Source organism: Streptomyces sp. NPDC051105, assembly GCF_040682795.1.
Classification (GTDB): domain Bacteria; phylum Actinomycetota; class Actinomycetes; order Streptomycetales; family Streptomycetaceae; genus Streptomyces.
The window spans coordinates 17379-33886 of sequence record NZ_JBFBBR010000014.1 but is presented as its reverse complement, the minus strand read 5'-3'; the positions used below and the strand labels follow the sequence as shown (position 1 = coordinate 33886).

General features: G+C 66.9%; 13 protein-coding genes and 2 pseudogenes. 7 read left to right on the top strand and 8 right to left on the bottom strand.

The genetic code is table 11. The annotated features are described in order from the left end of the window. Positions 1-121 precede the first annotated feature (121 nt). A pseudogene (locus tag AB0N16_RS30035) lies at positions 122-373 on the top strand (low temperature requirement protein A); the annotation flags it as partial. A gap of 116 nt (positions 374-489) precedes the next feature. On the opposite strand, the gene AB0N16_RS30030 reads toward AB0N16_RS30035, so the two are convergent. The 3 genes from AB0N16_RS30030 to AB0N16_RS30020 form a co-directional block, all read right to left on the bottom strand. Beyond that, the gene (locus AB0N16_RS30030) at positions 490-1608 is read right to left on the bottom strand and encodes a methyltransferase domain-containing protein (RefSeq protein WP_365802419.1); all 1119 of its coding nucleotides are present in this window, start codon (positions 1606-1608) and stop codon (positions 490-492) included. Positions 1609-1933: 325 nt separating this feature from the next. Continuing rightward, positions 1934-2146: a hypothetical protein gene (locus AB0N16_RS30025; RefSeq protein WP_365802064.1), complete on the bottom strand. Its 213-nt coding sequence runs from the start codon at positions 2144-2146 to the stop codon at positions 1934-1936. Next, complete coding sequence (locus AB0N16_RS30020; RefSeq protein ID WP_365802062.1) at positions 2143-2427, bottom strand: hypothetical protein; 285 nt, start codon at positions 2425-2427, stop codon at positions 2143-2145. The genes AB0N16_RS30025 and AB0N16_RS30020 overlap by 4 nt, the downstream gene beginning before the upstream one ends. 503 nt (positions 2428-2930) lie before the next feature. Between AB0N16_RS30020 and AB0N16_RS30015 the strand changes: the two genes are divergently transcribed. Then, positions 2931-3761 carry a helix-turn-helix transcriptional regulator gene (locus tag AB0N16_RS30015; protein WP_365802060.1) on the top strand — a complete coding sequence of 277 codons (831 nt, stop codon included), beginning with the start codon at positions 2931-2933 and terminating at the stop codon, positions 3759-3761. Continuing rightward, the gene (locus AB0N16_RS30010) at positions 3758-3970 is read left to right on the top strand and encodes a DUF397 domain-containing protein (protein WP_365802058.1); all 213 of its coding nucleotides are present in this window, start codon (positions 3758-3760) and stop codon (positions 3968-3970) included. Before AB0N16_RS30015 ends, AB0N16_RS30010 begins: the two co-directional genes overlap by 4 nt. Positions 3971-4385: 415 nt before the next feature. Here AB0N16_RS30010 and AB0N16_RS30005 read toward each other — a convergent pair whose 3' ends face one another. From AB0N16_RS30005 to AB0N16_RS29995, 3 genes are all read right to left on the bottom strand, one after another. Beyond that, positions 4386-4670 (bottom strand): hypothetical protein, encoded by a 285-nt coding sequence (locus AB0N16_RS30005; protein ID WP_365802056.1) that lies wholly within the window; start codon positions 4668-4670, stop codon positions 4386-4388. 957 nt (positions 4671-5627) lie between these two features. Then, positions 5628-7079: an HK97 family phage prohead protease gene (locus AB0N16_RS30000; RefSeq protein WP_365802054.1), complete on the bottom strand. Its 1452-nt coding sequence runs from the start codon at positions 7077-7079 to the stop codon at positions 5628-5630. A 523-nt stretch (positions 7080-7602) separates the two neighbouring features. Next, a complete protein-coding gene (locus tag AB0N16_RS29995; protein WP_365802052.1) occupies positions 7603-9309 on the bottom strand; it encodes a recombinase family protein in 1707 nt (568 codons plus the stop codon). A gap of 107 nt (positions 9310-9416) precedes the next feature. Here AB0N16_RS29995 and AB0N16_RS29990 point away from each other — a divergent pair. The 4 genes and pseudogenes from AB0N16_RS29990 to AB0N16_RS29975 all read left to right on the top strand — a co-directional run. Further along, positions 9417-10409: pseudogene (locus tag AB0N16_RS29990) on the top strand (low temperature requirement protein A); the annotation flags it as partial. 39 nt (positions 10410-10448) lie between these two features. Beyond that, the gene (locus AB0N16_RS29985; RefSeq protein ID WP_365802050.1) at positions 10449-11474 is read left to right on the top strand and encodes a P1 family peptidase; all 1026 of its coding nucleotides are present in this window, start codon (positions 10449-10451) and stop codon (positions 11472-11474) included. A gap of 166 nt (positions 11475-11640) precedes the next feature. Next, positions 11641-12864 (top strand): Ig-like domain-containing protein, encoded by a 1224-nt coding sequence (locus AB0N16_RS29980; protein ID WP_365802048.1) that lies wholly within the window; start codon positions 11641-11643, stop codon positions 12862-12864. 157 nt (positions 12865-13021) lie between these two features. After that, positions 13022-13768, top strand: a complete 747-nt coding sequence (locus AB0N16_RS29975; protein WP_365802046.1) for a DUF6227 family protein — start codon at positions 13022-13024, stop codon at positions 13766-13768. 28 nt (positions 13769-13796) lie between these two features. Here the strand turns inward: AB0N16_RS29975 and AB0N16_RS29970 are convergent, their stop codons facing one another. Beyond that, entirely contained in the window at positions 13797-14048 is a 252-nt protein-coding gene (locus tag AB0N16_RS29970; RefSeq protein ID WP_365802044.1) for a hypothetical protein, read from the bottom strand. A 109-nt stretch (positions 14049-14157) separates the two neighbouring features. Further along, the gene (locus tag AB0N16_RS29965; protein WP_365802042.1) at positions 14158-16305 is read right to left on the bottom strand and encodes a fructose-specific PTS transporter subunit EIIC; all 2148 of its coding nucleotides are present in this window, start codon (positions 16303-16305) and stop codon (positions 14158-14160) included. Between the last annotated feature and the right edge of the window lie 203 nt (positions 16306-16508).

Below are 16508 nucleotides of genomic sequence, written 5' to 3'. Positions count from 1 at the left end.
TACACCGTCCGTCCGGCGGTCCGGTCAGCGTTCCACCTGTATCCCTCTCGCCGTTCTCACCGCCCTCCGTTCGTGAACTCCTTCACAAGCTTTGGCTGCCCTTTTCTGCTGTGCTGGACGCATGACGTCGAGTTCCACTCCGGCGCCCGCTTCCCAGGGCGCGCCCCAGCCTCTCCGGCCGCTGCGCCGGCTCACCGCGCGCGGGCGCGACGAAGCCCACCGCGTCGCGTCGCCACTCGAGCTCTTCTTCGACCTGTGTTTCGTGGTGGCCATCGCACAGGCGGGTGGGGGGCTGGTGCACGCCGTCGCGGAGGGCCTTCCCGGCGAGGGCATCCTGAACTACGCGATGCTGTTCTTCGCCATCTGGTGGGCGTGAACCAACGGACCAACAGGTTATCGCGCGTCCGCCCACCAGCCACAGCCAACGTGCAGAAGCCCCGCCCGCACGCCACGGGGGCGACGCGTGGACGGGGCCACTGGATCAACTGTTCAGACCGGCCAAGACTCAGCGGGATCGTCCAACCAGGCGCGCTGACCAGCCGCCGAGACAGTGAGCCCGAACCGCTCGTATCCCGGCTTGCCCTGCCTCCCCCACCATCGGTAAGCCGACTCAACTTCGTCCCACAGTTGGCGGGGGCCGGACTGCCACACCTGTGCTTCGTCTCCGTCCCGGAACACGACACAAGCCCATGAGTGGTCGGTGAGCCCGTAGAACCACACAGGCCGCTTGCCGTCCTGCTTGTCGGCCACGACGTGAACGCAATCGCGGACCTTGAGCCCCATGGCGAACTGCTGGGGGCTGAACTGCTCACCCATGAATTCGTCTTCCGTGATCACGGTGGACGACTTGTCACGGTCGGCCACGCTATCGCTGACGTATTCAGAGTGCACGACAGCAGAAAGGCGCTGGGCTCGCGCCTTCATGAACTCCACCGGTCCCGTGAACGGACCTGTGGCGCTCTCTCCGTCGTCAGCGACGACCAGCCGGGCCACGGCGTCCCCGTTGCCATAGTGAGTCCCCCACGGGACCACGATGACCGCCCCCGGGCGGCTTTGCTCAACCCACGCGAACGGGATGGACCGGAAGCCACACGTGGCAATGATCCGGTCGTACTTCCCGCCTTCCGGGTAACCCTTGAGCCCGTCTCGATTGATGACCTGGACTCCAAGCCCGAAGAGGTTGAGAGCCGTTCGCGCTTCGGCGGCAACGACCGGATCAAGTTCCACGGTGACGACGTTCTCAGACCTCAACCGGTGCGCCAGCAATGCGGCGTTCCATCCGGTGCCCGTGCCGATTTCCAAGACACGGTTGCCGGGCTTCACGTCCAGATCGCTGAGCATCCGGAAGACGACGGACGGCATAGATGCCGAAGACGTTGACACCTCACCTGGTTCAGTTCCGGTGTGCTTGCCGTCGTCCCATTGGGTCACAATGGGAACGTCGGAGTCCGCGTACCCGTACCAGAGTTCCGGGTCTTCCGACCTTGACACGGGAACGCTCTGCCCCGTCTTCATGTCGAACGGCCAAATGAGATCCGACAGAAATGAGGCACGGGGAACCGCAGCGAACGAGGGGGCCCAGTCCGAAGAGAGTGCGCCCCCAGACATGAGGACGCGCCCCAGCTCAGTACGGCTGGGGCGCTCCTGGTGTGCGTTGGCGGTCACTGGTTAGGCGGCCTTCGGCGGGTTGGGAACACCGGGACCACCGTCCGGGGTCGGCGGCGGGGGCGGCGGGGCAGGCTCGCCGGGCAATCCATCTCCGCCGCTGGCCTCATAGATCCTGATCACTGGTTTCCTTTCGTAGTGCTTCTCTTGAACCATTCGGCTGCCGACCGTCACGCAAGCAACCGAACGGGCTTAGCCCCACCCCTGCCAGGAATCCGACCCGAGTACGGGGGAGCCTCGAATTCGGCACGTCCGGCAGGGGCGGGAGTCATGTGGTGGCGAGGCAGCGCGGGCAGTTCACGGCGCGAGCCCATACGTCTTTCTCGTCGCTGGCCTTACCGGCCCCGCACACCGCCTTAAGCTCAGCCGTGCGGCGCGGGTCGTTCAGCGGACCGGTGAGCTTGTGCACGGTCATAACGTCCTCTCCAACCGTGCCCGCCGCCCACTCCACCGTTTCCTTGGGTCGCGTCTTCGTGCTCATGCCCTGCCCTTCTTCCGCTGCCTATGAAGCCTGCCGACCGCTACCAATTGCCGCTGCTCCCACTCAGTTGCCGGGCGAATCCTGCGGTAGTGCACGCGCCAAGCAAGACCAGTCGGGCGGTCAAGCTCGATAAACGGCGCGTCCACCAGTCGCACCCTGCCGGGCATTTCGTAGTCGCGATCAAAGGCGACCGAACCCACCACGACGGCTTCCGGCCCGGAAAAGGCAGGCTTGCGCTTCACGCTTCGCGGCGGTTTGGCCACAGGGTTCTTCGCTCTCATTCCCGGTCGGCCCTTCGGTGCGGGTGGTTCGCAATCTCTTCGTTGCAGTTCCGCACCGTGACAGGACTCCCCATGGTTCGGGCCGTCTCGCGCTGCCGGGCAAGGGCCGCGCACACGTCGCAGCCGTCCACGGGTACGGGCTCAAGGTCGGGGCCGCGAAGCGCTGCCGCTGCCTTGGTCGTGGGCTGAGCGTTCACCGTTCCAACCGCCTTCGTAGTCCAGCCTCAACGTCCTTGAGCACGTCCCGTGTTGGCTCTACGTAGCCGGTACGCGGTACCCACTCCGGGGCCAGCCGCCAGAACCCGCCCGCCTCTATCAGCGCGGCCAGCTCATCCACCTCGTCCGTGGGCTGGGGGGTCTGCGGTGCCTGGTCCATTGCTCGGGTCCTTCGTGCCGTCGTAGTGCGGTGCAACCGGAACTACACCCACAGTGACCCGCAAGGCGTACGCTCAACAGGTCTGGAGCCTTTCCAACGCACTTGGAAAGAGTGGGGAGTTGGACACATGACCGAACCGTCACCCGATCAGCGCGACGAGCCCGCCAACGGCCTTGAGTGGTTCGGGCGGGAGCTTGAGGAAGCGCTGATCCACAAGGGGGCCAGCCAGCGAGAGCTAGCAGACTTCACGGGCTACAAAGAGCCGTACGTGAGCAAGGTCAAGAAAGGCAAGGCCATGCCTTCCCCGGCCTTCGCCGAAGGCTGCGACCGCTTTTTCAACACGTCCGGGTGGTTCGCCCGGATACTGGTGAGGATCAGCGAGCGTGGACACCCCGGCTGGTTCGTCCCGTACATCAACCTGGAGAAGCAGGCCAGCCAGATTGAGGACTACTCCAACGGTCTGATCATGGGCATGTTGCAGACGTGGGAGTACGCGGAAGCCACGTTCCGGGCGACTTTCCCGTACGAGACTGCCGACCAGATCAAGACCAGGGTTGAAGCCCGGTTGGCCCGGCGTGAGGTCTTGGAGCGGGAAGCTCCACCCCTGCTATGGGAGATCCTTCACGAAGCGACGTTGCGCACCGTGGTGGGCAGCCGGGCCGTCATGGCTGACCAGCTCCGTCAGCTTGCCGCCGACGCAGGAAAGCCCCACGTCACGCTTCAAGTTCTTCGCTCCCAGACGGGTGCCCCCGCGTCGGGTACACCCTTTACGCTGCTTACACCAGACGACGGGGCAACAGTCCTGTACACAGAGGCCATGGGGCAGGGGCACGTGACGGACTCCGCGCAATCGGTGAACCACGGACGTGCGACGTTTGAGCGTCTGCGGGCATCCGCACGCGACCCCGAAGAGTCCGTGGCTCTGGTTCGTGAGATCGCGGAGGAGTACGACAGATGAGCAAGACGCACGGCCCCCAGCCTGACCAGTGGGTCAAGAGCACGTACAGCGACGGAAACGGCGGCCAGTGCATTGAGTGGGCTCCGGAGTACGCCCGTGCCACGGGTGAGTTCCTGGTCCGTGACAGCAAGGACCCAAACGGACCGACCCTCAACCTGACCGCCGAAGGCTTTGCCGGACTGGTCGCCTTCGCCAAGTCCCACGGCTGACCAGCCGACCCACCTGCCCGACCAGAGCCCCGCCACTCCACCCCCTTCGGAGCGGCGGGGCTCTCGCGTGGCGCGACTACCCAACGTAGCCGCCATTATGGCCGGCTGGACCTCGGAAAATATGGACATTGCGGGTCCAACCCATCGCCCTGCCGACTGCTCCACAACTCAACGTGACGGAACGCAAGAAAGCCCGGCACCGACCCGCAGTGACGCGAGTGGGTACCGGGCAGGGTCTAGAAGTGGCAGGGGCACACCATGCAGGCGAAGAGGTCCGTGGGCAGCGGGGCCCGTCCCAGCTCCGCCGTGAAGAGTCCCGCGAACGGAACCCACAGAGGATGAGTCGGCGGGTTGGCCGCGTCGCCCAACCGACAGGCCAGCGAAGCGAGTTCAGGACTCACGGGGTGTTGAAGGGTCACGTGGTGTGCTCCGCGTCGTAGTCGTCCAGGGCTTGCCGGGCAAGGCGCTGCATCTGTTCGAGCGGGCTTTCCGTACCGCTGGACTCCGTGCCGGTCTCAAGGTCGCGCATCGCAGAGTGCAGCGCAGAGAAGTACCTCAGCGCGGGATGCGCGACGGGGAGCCCGCTGGCACCGATGACCATGAAGCCGTCTGTGGCAACCTGGCGAATCAGGGACTCCCAGAGCGCCCGTACGTCGTCCAGTCGTTCCGGGGCGCTCTCAGGGGCACTGAGGGGCGTCACGGTGGCAAGCCTGCCGTTCGGCGCTGCCGCCCTTCGAGCACGGGACGCGGCGACCCTGCAACGGCTATCGCAATACCGCTGACGCGCATCGGCGCTCTTGCCGAATGGTTTTCCACACGGCCTGTGTTGGCAGTTAAGTACCTTCACGGGTGAACCTCCTTTCGGGGAAGACGAACAACGCCAAGGGGCCTGTTCGTTACGGACGCGCGTTTCTTTGGGGAGTCGGGATCGCCAGCGGGCACGCGTCCCCACCTTTGGAAGCGCCCCGCCCGCCCCGTGGCACTAAAGGCAGACGATTGCGTCTGTCGTATGAGGATTGGACTTGCGGGCAATGGCAGCGCCGTGAGGAACGCTCAGGCCGTCATGCCTGCCGGTCTCTCGCCAGCAACCGACGCACGACATACGGATGTTGGGGCGCTCGCGCTTACCGCCCGACTGGATAGGAAGCGACCACGCCAACACCACTGCCGACGCTGGCCCGTTGCCGTCGCAGTAGTCGCACCGCAGATGAATCCCGCGTCTTCCTATCCCAGCCATGCGCGCTGCCGTCTCGACTAGCAGGGGCTCGCGCTCAGCGGGCACGGGGCGGATAACGGCAGCCCATCGGATTAGTCGCTCACGCGTCCGGTTGCTAATCAACCAGGAACACCCCCGCCCAGTGAAGTGCGCTTTGACACTCCTTGCATGCAAGCGATAGACCCGACTTCTTAGCAGTAGGAATCTTCACGCCGCATCGCTCGCGCACCAATTGCGGGTCCACAACGTCAACGTCTTCCGGCGCGTGATACCTGATGGTGTCGCCGTTGCGGCACTCGCCAACGAGACAAGGCAGGAGCCCAGGAAATCCCGCCGCTGCCGCCTTGGTGGCCACGCTCTCCAGAAACCTGGTTTCCCGCTCTCTGCGCGCTTCCGCCTCTTCCTTGCGCAGACGCGCGCACGTTTCGCATCGGCAGATCATTACGCACTGACCTTGAGCACCTGAACACGGGCAGCGTCCGCCAAGGTGACGGAGGAAACCCGAGAACGACCGGCAATGAAAACCCGATCCCGTTCAAAGGCTTCCGGCGCTGCCTCAGTCTTGAATATCTCAAGGTTCTTGCGCAGCGCCACGGCAACAGACGAGAGATCAGCGACCAGGACTGTACCGGCAGGAATGCCAACGGTTCCGTCTGCCAGATCAGGAACGCTGACTAGCTCGGGAATCTTGTCCAGCTTGGTGCCGTCCACCTTCTTCTTGATTCCCGCAATGCCGGAAGGACGACCAACGACCGCAGTAGCCTGCCCGCCCGAATCCTCAATACGGGCAACAGCGTCGGCCAGCGAGTCAAAGTCAATCGCCGTAACGGTAGTCGTGTGGCCGTCTGCAATCATCCCGGTAACGGTCACGTCGCCGTCTGTGCCACCGTTGATGAGTACGTGGTCCATTCGCTGACCAACGGCAGCGGCAAGGGCCGTATTGATAGCCGTCTCAGTCGGAGGAACATCGGAAAGGGTGTCCTTGTCGATGCTCACCATGGCGGACACCTTGACCGCCTGAAAATCTGGGGCCGTGACCGCATTCTGAATGAATGTCGCCGCCTCGTTTCGCGGCTGGAGAACGGCCGTCACCCTGGGGGCAATCGGCACATAGCCGCGCTGCCGCTTGAAAGGGAAAGAGGAAACCTTCTCGATGAGCCTTGATCCCTTACCCGCAGCGGAAAGGATTTCCGGCGCATACGCCGTTCCCTCCGCATCCAGCCAGTCAGCGTCTCGCGTCTCGGAGAGCGACCGGCCAAAAATCTTTATCTCAGCACGGGAACGCTTGGCGTCGTCGTCGGTGACAATGCCAGCCATGCGGGGCGGGTAGGTGTCGTTCACGGCATCGCTCTTTTCGGTGGCGGGAATGGCGGGAATGTGTCCTGCGGTTCGCATGGAACGCACGGCAACGCTGGTATCGGGATATGCGGGGTTGAGGACCGGCCCCAGTTCGAGCACGCGCATTCGCGTGACAGTGCGCAGAGGAGTTCCGTCCGGCGCTTTCGACCATTCGTCATCGTCGGCACGGAACGTGAACGAGCAACCGGGGATGTCGCCACGCTGTACCAGCGCGAATACGTCGCGTCCGGCTGCCGTATCGGGCAAGGCGCATTCAAACCAAATGCCGGTCTGGTCAGCGCCAAGCCGCAGCGTCCCCGAGGAACGGCGACCCAGGTAATTCCTTGTGTCGTGGTCGAACGTACACAGAACGTCAGTCGCGTCATTTTCTGGCGACCAGGCAGCGGGGCTGATCTGTTCGACAAATGGCGGATTCCCCAGCGGTGCGGATGGGGAATTGAATACGATGCCGTACCCGCGAATTACGAGCGTCGCGCCGACGCTTCGCGCTGATAGAGCGCGTACGAGCGCTCGGGTTTCGGTGGCGCTGTGCAAGGGTGCCCCCTAATGAGAATGAAGATCACCACCGACTCACGTGAGTCGGTGGTCTGGATATGCGAAAAGCCCGGAATTCCGCTAAGACCGTGGCAGCGGCCATTCAGCGGAAATCCGGGCTAAGGGCTATGGGGGCGCACTGCCATGCGCTAAGCGGAGTAGGGGCGACCCGTGACCGGAGTCAGGGACTCGACAGTCACGGGACGCATCCCGCGCACCCCTACACACAACTACTAGAGCGCAAGGGTTGCCTGAGATTCGAGCGGTTGCGCCCCCGCAAGGTTCCCTGCGGTGAAACGGTGGTTTGAGGGCGGTTTCTGTTTTCCTTGAAGGTTTCTCATGGGATACCTAAAACTAAGTAAGAACCACCGTTTCACCGCACTGCGCTGGTTGGGCATTCGCCCCGCAGGGGCAGCATTGGCGGCGTCGGCACCTCAGTCGCCCTTGTGCGCCCCGTAGGGACGCGAACGGCCCGCCACAGGGGTAATCCCAGTGACGGGCCGTAAGAGGCGTTCGTGGGCCCTTATGCGGCTTCGGCCATCTGCCGTCGAACTCGGCTCCGCTCGACCGCAGCAAGCGCCGCGTCAACGTCGCGCGCATCGTGCTTGTCTCGCCATTGCGGCTTGAGCCGCTTTTCGATCGGCGTACGGTCCCCCTTGTAGCGCGCCGGGAGAATGGTGACCTCCTTGACGGCCGCCCTGATCAAGGCCCGGCGTCCTTCGACGCCCGCCACTTCCCAAAGAGCAATCAACGATTCGGAGTTTTGGAGCGGAGTAAGGTCCGCCCCCTTGCCCAGTTCTGCAAGCTCGCCCTTGAGGCCGTCAATCTGATTGGACACGTCACGTCGAAGGTTCTCGAACGTCTCTTCATCCATGCCCGCTGAGACCCCCAGGAAGTATTCCTTGTTGAGCTTGAGCTGACGCGCAAGGGCATTGTCAAGCGCTGCCGTTACCTGTTGCTTTCGGGCTTCCTTCGTCGGGTCTTCGTATGCCAGCCATTCACGGGCAATTGTGTGAATGGTGGGAGACTCCGGAGACAGGCTCAGGATGTGATTTCGCCACATCGTTTCCATGACATTGTCAACTCGGCTACGCGTGGTTGCCACGCCGATGCATACTGACGGCCCTTGATTCGTCCGAGCGACGCAGCGGTAATTGGCACCGCCATTGCCCATAGGTCCCTTGCAATGCGGGCATCTAAGCGTGCCAGTCATGATGGTGACGGGCTTGCGAACGCCCCGCGTCTTATCGCCAATTGTCGTTCCGGGGCGCGCACGTCCGCTGATGATTTTGTTGATTTTCTGCCATTCGGCGAACGTAACCACCCCGACACCAGCTTTAATGGGGTGTCCATCTGCTCCCATTAGCGGCTGGGCCCGCCGGTACCACTTGTCAATGGGCGTGCCGTTCTCATCGGCCGCTCGCTCACGGTCCGGGATGAGTCCTGCCCAACTAGGTGACTGCGCAAGGTGAAGAATGGTTTGCGCGCGCCACATCTTGCCCTTACGAGTTCGTATGCGCCGCCGGTTGAGGTCGTCGGCAATATCGGCTGGTGTCACGTACTTGAGCAACCGTTCCGCAATCAGCTTGCGTGCGGTCGGGTACTCATCTGCCTGATGGCTGAGTTTCCCCGAGCCCTTTACGCACTCAAGGCCGTACGGAGTCACGCCGCCCGGCCAACGCCCCTCAGCCTTATGAGCATCACCGCCAATCTTCGTCCGCTCAGCAATCGACTTGGCCTCTTCCCGGGCACGGTCAGCGAGGATTCCGAAGACCATCCGCATTCCCGGAAGGCTTGAGTCCAGCCCTTCGGACGTGACGACAATCCGAGCACCCTTTGGTTCCATCTCGTCAATGAGCCGGTCTACCGCCCCCATACCGCGACGGGAAAGCCGGTCCGTCCGCCACACATAGAGCGTCTTGGACTTACCGTCTTCGATGATGGCCCCGGTAGCCTTCTCGAATTCTTCTCTCCGGACGTACGCCTTAGAGGCTGAGCGCTGCTCAAACCACACGTGCCGAATGCGCTTGCCCTCTTCCTTGGCCTTGCGGCAAAGGTCCCTCAGATGTTCGCGGAGCGTCGAAAGAGTGTCCTTTTTCTTTGAGCGCCTGATGTACGCCTCAGCCAAGTCGGCCGGATCTCCGATGGCTATATCCCAAAGCCCGAGCGCCTTGATCTCTGCGTCCTTGAAGCCCATCGCTCGCAGCGTGGCCAAGTCGTCGCGTTCCATGTCCATCCGTCCGCCGAAGGTTGACCGCTTCGGCCTTCAGGGAGCGCAAGAGTTGCCTAGAGCGCATACCCGCAGGTCAGAGCGGTGTTGCTCCGTTGGCTCACGGGTGGGCCTGGATGAACTTCACCTGGTTCTCCTCGGCGTACGACAACGACGACGCGCTCTACCGGGTCGTCACCCTGCTCCAGGTCGCCGGCGTGTTGGTGCTGGCGGCCGGGGTCTCGCGCTCCTTCGCGGACCACGACTACGTGGCGGTCTGGCTGGGCTACGTGATCATGCGGCTGGCGATGGCCGCGCAGTGGCTGAGAGCCGCGCGATCGGCCGAGGGCGCGGAGAGAACGATGGCCCTCCGGTACGCGGGCGGCGTGCTGCTGTGCCAGGTCGGCTGGACTGGCCTGGTGCTGCTGCCGGAGCACGCGCGCGCCTGGGTGTTCCTGGTGATGGCGGTCGTCGAGATGTGTGTCCCGCTGTACGCGGAGAAGGCCTCTGCCACCTCGTGGCATCCGCACCACATCGCCGAACGCTACGGGCTGTTCACGATCATCGTGCTCGGAGAGACGATCGCGGCGGCGACCGTCGCCGTGAAGTCGGCCCTGGCCGAGCATGACGCGCTGGGAGAGCTGCTGCCGATCGCGGCGGGCGGACTGCTGATCGTCTTCTCCGCGTGGTGGATCTACTTCGTGGTGCCCATCCACGGCCATCTGCGCTCCAACAGGGAATCCTTCCTGTGGGGTTACGGCCACTACCTGATCTTCGCCTCGGCGGCCTCGATCGGCGCGGGCCTGGAGGTGGCCGTCGAGCAGGCGGTCGGCGCGGCGCACATCTCGACGCTGGCCGCCTCGGCGGCCGTGACCCTGCCGACGGCGCTGTACCTGCTGGCCGTGTGGGCGCTGCACTCGCGGTACTTCAAGGTCGGCATCGCCCAGCAGCTGGTGCTGCCGATGACGGCGCTGCTGGTGATCTGCTGCACCTTCCTGGGCGACTGGGCGGTGCCGGCGGCGGGTCTGGTGTCGGCCCTGGCGGTGGCGACCGGGACGACTCTGACGGCGCGCACGGCCGGCCGCGAGCGCCCGGCGGACGCCGCCGCGGCCGACTCCTGACGCTCCGCGACGACCGCCGGCTGGGCCAGACTGGCCGTCATGACAGTTGACGCATTGACGGACGTGGCCGGGCTGCGGGTGGGACACGCGTCCCGTAGCGGCGACGGCTGGCTCACCGGGACCACGGTGGTGCTCGCTCCCGAGGGCGGCGCGGTCGCGGCGGTGGACGTGCGCGGCGGCGGTCCGGGTACCAAGGAGACGGACGCGCTCGACCCGCGCAATGTGGTGCAGCGGGTGGAGGCGATCGTACTCACGGGCGGCAGCGCCTACGGGCTCGACGCGGCGTCCGGGGTCATGGCCTGGCTGGAGGAGCGGGGGCGCGGGGTGCGGGTGGGAGCGGATCCTGCGCACGTCGTGCCGGTGGTGCCCGCCGCCTGCGTCTTCGACCTGGGGCGGGGCGGGGACTTCCGGGCCCGGCCGGACGCGACCACGGGGCGCGCGGCGGTCGAGGAAGCCGCGGCAAGCGCACCCGGGGCGCCGGTGCGGGAGGGATGCGTGGGGGCCGGCACGGGCGCCGTGGCCGGGGCGCTGAAGGGCGGGGTGGGCAGCGCGAGCGCGGTGCTGGAGTCAGGGATCACGGTGGCCGCGCTCGTGGTGGCGAACGCCGCCGGCGCCGTGATGGATCCCGAAACAGGCGTCCTGTACGGGGAGTTGTTCCAAGGACGCGTGGAGTACCCCGAGGAGCGGGTGCACGAGGCCGCGCGCCGGCGGCTCGCCGAGGCCGCCGCCGAGAACGGGCTTCCGCCGCTCAACACCACACTCGCCGTGGTGGCGACCGATGCCGACCTCTCGAAGGCGCAGGCGCAGAAGCTGGCCGGGACGGCGCACGACGGGATCGCGCGCGCCGTGCGGCCGGTGCACCTGCTGCACGACGGGGACACGGTGTTCGCGCTGGCGACGGGCGCGCGCCCGCTCGACTCGAGCCCGCTTGCGCTCAACGAGATCCTCGCGGCCGGCGCGGACCTGGTGACGCGCGCCGTCGTGCGCGCCGTGCGGGCCGCCGAGTCCGTGGCCGGGCCGGGCGGAGTGTGGCCGTCGTACGGGGAGTTGTACGGGGCGCGATGACGGCGGCGAGGGGCGTGCCCTGACTCTCACGTGCCCCCGCTGATTGTCCCGGTTCTGTCACGTGATGGCGTTCGCGACCGTTCGGGGGAACCCGAACCCGCGCCGACGCCCTCTCTCTCCACGCACTGGAGCGGATCACGCACATCACAAGAACCTGGAGCAGCCCGTGACAACGCCGGACATTGCAGCGCGGCGCGCACTGGGGGCCTGTGCCGCCCTGATGGTCGGCGCCCTCACCCTGACCGCCTGCGGCGGCAACGCCAATGCCAACAGCGGCGACAGCAAGGGCGGGCAGGACAACGCCACCAAGACGTCCACCGCGAAGATCGCCATCTCGGCGAAGGACGGTTCGACCGGCGCGTCCATCAACACGACCGGCGTGCAGGTCAGCGGCGGCAAGCTGACCGTCGTGAAGATGACCGTGGCGGGGTCGGGGCAGGCCGTGGACGGCACCCTCTCGGCGGACGGCAGCACCTGGAAGCCGAAGGAACAGCTGGAGCGCGGCACGAAGTACGAGATATCGGCGACCGCCAAGGACTCCAGGGGGCTCACGGCGGCGGCCAACTCCATCTTCACCACCGTCAATTCGGCGAACAGCTACATCGGGACGTACACGCCGGACAACGGGACGACGGTCGGTGTGGGGATGCCGGTGTCGTTCAGCTTCGACAAGGTCATCAGCGACAAGAAGGCCGTGCAGTCGCACATCACGGTGACGTCCAGCAGCGGCCAGCAGGTGGTGGGGCACTGGTTCGGGTCGCAGCGGCTGGACTTCCGGCCGCAGGAGTACTGGAAGGCCGGCTCCAAGGTCACGATGAAGATCGACCTGGACGGCGTCGAGGGCGCGAACGGCGTCTACGGGGTGCAGAAGAAGACGGTGACCTTCACCGTCGGGCGTTCGCAGGTCTCCACGGTCGACGCGAACACACAGACCATGACGGTGGTCCGGGACGGCAGGACGCTCAAGTCGGTGCCGGTGTCGACGGGCAGCCCGGAGCACACGACGTACAACGGTCAGATGGTGATCTCCGAGAAGTTCACCCAGACCCGGATGAACAGCCAGACGGTCGGCCTGGGCGGGGAGTACGACATCCCGGACGTGCCGCACGCGATGCGGCTGACGACGTCGGGGACGTTCATCCACGGCAACTACTGGTACAACAAGGGCAACCCGCCGTTCGGCCGCGAGGGCACCAGCCACGGCTGTGTGGGGCTCGCGGACGTGCAGGGCGCGCAGGGCGACACGACGGCCAAGTGGTTCTACGACGAATCGCTCATCGGGGACGTCGTCATCGTGAAGAACTCCCCCGACAAGACCGTGCAGCCGGACAACGGGCTCAATGGGTGGAACCTGTCGTGGAGCGAGTGGACCGCGGGAAGCGCGGTCTGACCGGCTGGTTTTGACAGATCGTCGGGCCGCGCGGGAACTTTTCGCGCGGCCCGCGTGTTTTCGCGGCGTACGTTTTCTCGGTTCCCGGACATGATGTCCGACCGAGGGGCTACGGTATGCACCCACAAGGTGACATGCAGCAACGCCGGGAGAAACCTTGAGCGTTCCGTACGAGACGGCAGCGTACGAACCAGCCGAGTCGCCCGAGTCTCCGGAGGAGCATCTCGCGCGGCTCCTCGGCCGTGCCCTGAACTCCTTCGAACTGCCCGATGAGGCGATAAGGCAGCTGGACTGCGCGCTGGCGCACGACAGTTCGCTGCACTCCGCGCACCACAGCGCGGGGCTGCACCGGGAGACGTACCGGCACACCTGGCTGCTCGCCGACGGGTCGGCGGTCACTCTGTGGGAGCTCGTGCACAACACCGCGCCGGGCAGCGACCCGCAGGCCGAGGTGTACGTCGACGAGGAGGAGCTGCGGGCCGCGACGGCGCGGCTGCCCTTGCCGCCGGACACCCCGGACTTCGAGCTGCCGGTGCTGATGACGCTGGCGGCGGTCCCCGAACCCCGGCACGTGTATGTGCCGGACGACTCGGCGGACCACGCGCGCCGGCTTCTGCGCCGTGCGGAGAACACCGACCGGCCGGACACGGAGACGGCCCAGCTGCTGGCGACGGCGTTCGCGCACCAGATCACCCAGGCGTTCGGACGGCCCGGGCGGGCGGGCCGGACCGGCTTGAGCTTCTCGCTCTACGAGCACGCGTTCCTGCTGAGCGACGGCCGGGAGCTCTCCCTGTGGGAGGTCGAGCACACGGCGACGCCGGACGGGCGGCACATGTGCGAGGTGTACCCGTCGGAGGATGCGGCCCGGGAGGCCATGGAGCGGCTGGCGGCGCGGCGGTCCTGAGCCGAGCGGGCTCCCCGTCCACCGCGCCTCAGCGGCCGCCGAGTCGGCGTACCAGGCCGGCGAAGGCGTCCTGTTCGGCGGGGGTGAGTTCCACGGACTCCCGTGGCGGACCGGCCTGGAGCGGGTGCGGGTGGCCGGGAAGGACGCGGGCCGCATGCCAGGCGGTGGCCTCGCGGCGGGTGTGGCGCAGCACGCGCATCAGGACGACCACCCAGGCGACGGTCGCCAGGGCGAGGGCGGTCACTCCGATCAGCTGGAGGGGCGCAACGTGCTCAGGCATGCGCCCCAGTACACACCACGGTCCGGGACTTTGGTCCCGGACCGTGACGTATCTCGCAGGTGCCGCGAACAACTCACAGCGAATCAAAGGGACAAGAGGGTGCGGGCGATCAGGCCGCGACGGGCTGCTTGGTCTCCTTCGTGGTGGCGGCCGGGCCGGCCGCGGAGCCACCCGCCGGGGTCTGCGCGGCCGGCTTGCGCAGGCCCTTCAGGATGACGACCAAGGCCGTGGTGACACAGACACCGGCGGCGATGGCGATCAGGTAGAGGAACGGGTTGCCGATCAGCGGGACCACGAAGATGCCGCCGTGCGGGGCGCGCAGGGTGGCGCCGAAGGTCATCGACAGGGCGCCGGTGACCGCGCCGCCGACCATCGAGGACGGGATGACGCGCAGCGGGTCGGCGGCCGCGAACGGGATCGCGCCCTCGGAGATGAAGGAGGCGCCCAGGACCCAGGCGGCCTTGCCGTTCTCGCGCTCGGTCTCGGTGAAGAGCCTGCCGCGCACGGTGGTGGCCAGGGCCATCGCCAGCGGCGGGACCATGCCGGCCGCCATGACCGCGGCCATGATCTTCATCGCGGAGTCACTGGGGCTGGAGACCGCGATACCGGCGGTGGCGAAGGTGTACGCGACCTTGTTGACCGGGCCGCCGAGGTCGAAGCACATCATCAGGCCGAGCAGGGCGCCGAGCAGGACGGCGTTGGTGCCGGTGAGGCCGTTCAGCCAGTCCGTCATGCCCTTCTGGGCGGACGCGATGGGTTTGCCGATGACGACGAACATCAGGAAGCCGACGATCGCCGAGGAGATCAGCGGGATCACCACCACCGGCATGATGCCGCGCAGGGCCGCCGGGATGTTGACCTTCTGGATGCCCATCACCACCGCACCGGCGATCAGACCGGCCGCCAGGCCGCCGAGGAAGCCGGCGTTGATGGTGAGGGAGATCGAGCCGCCGACGAAGCCGGGGACCAGGCCCGGCCGGTCGGCCATGCCGTAGGCGATGTAGCCCGCCAGGACCGGCACGAGGAAGGCGAAGGCCACGCCGCCGATCTGGAAGAACAGCGCGCCCCAGCTGTCGGCCTGCGTCCACAGGAAGTGGTCCATGACCGACGGCGCCTTGTTGATCTTGTATCCGCCGATCGCGAAGCCGATGGCGATCAGCAGACCGCCGGCCGCGACGAACGGGACCATGTAGCTCACACCGGACATCAGCCACTTGCGCAGCTTGGTGCCGTAGCCCTCGCCGGAGTCTCCGGCGCGTTCGACCGGCGTGGCCGGCGCGGAACCGGAGGTCACCTCACCGCGGGCCGCCCTCTCGCGGACCTCGCCGATCAGTTCGGCGGGGCGGTTGATGCCCGCCTTCACGCCGACGTCGACGGTCGGCTTGCCGGCGAAGCGGTCCTTGTCGCGGACGGGTACGTCGTGCGCGAAGATCACGCCGTCCGCCGCCGCGATGACCTCGGGGTCGAGCCGGGTGAAACCGGCCGAGCCCTGCGTCTCGACGACGAGTTCGACGCCTGCCTCGCGGCCCGCGTTCTCCAGGGACTCGGCCGCCATGTAGGTGTGGGCGATGCCGGTGGGGCAGGAGGTGACGGCGACGATACGGAAGGGGCGCTCGGCAGTCGCATCCGCGCCGGCGCCCGGGGCGGGCGCCTGCGCCGTGTCTGCCGCTGCGGCGCCGGCGGAGGCCGCCGCCGGCGTCGCAGCGGTGTTCTGGGAGGCGCTCACGGCGCCCTCAGCGGCGCTCGCGGTGCCCTTCGAGCCCGCGCGGGCGCCCGTGTCACCGGCGTCCGCGGCCTCCGCGCCCTTCGCGGGGGTCTCGTCCCCGCGGATCAGCGCCGCAGCCGTCTCCGCGTCGCCCGCCGACCGCAGCGCGTCCGTGAACTCGCTGTTCATCAGCTGGCGGGCCAGCGAGGAGAGGATCGTGAGGTGGGCGTCGTCGGCGCCGGCGGGGGCCGCGATCAGGAAGACGAGGTCGGCGGGGCCGTCCGCCGCGCCGAAGTCGATGCCGGCGGCGCTGCGCCCGAAGGCGAGCGTCGGCTCGGTGACGTGGGCGCTGCGGCAGTGCGGGATGCCGATGCCGCCGTCGAGGCCGGTCGGCATCTGGGCCTCGCGGGCGGCCACGTCGGCGAGGAAGCCCTCCAGGTCGGTCACCCGGCCCAGGGCCACCATGCGCTCGGCGAGGGCGCGCGCCGCCGCTTCTTTGGTGTCGGCGGACAGGTCGAGATCGACCAGGTCCGCGGTGATCATGTCGCTCATCGCGGGCTCCTATGCACGCGTGTCGCCCGGGGTGTGGGGTGGGCGAGGGTGGGGACGGGGGTGCCGTGGGGGGCAGGGTGGGAGACGGGGCAGGGGAAGCCCCGCCTCCCGGGGACGGCAGGGCGGCTCAGGGTGCCCCGTCGGCCCGTCGGCGCGGTGAGTAAGACTGAACCTCGCCGCTCCTGGGCGGGTTGTGGAAGGGC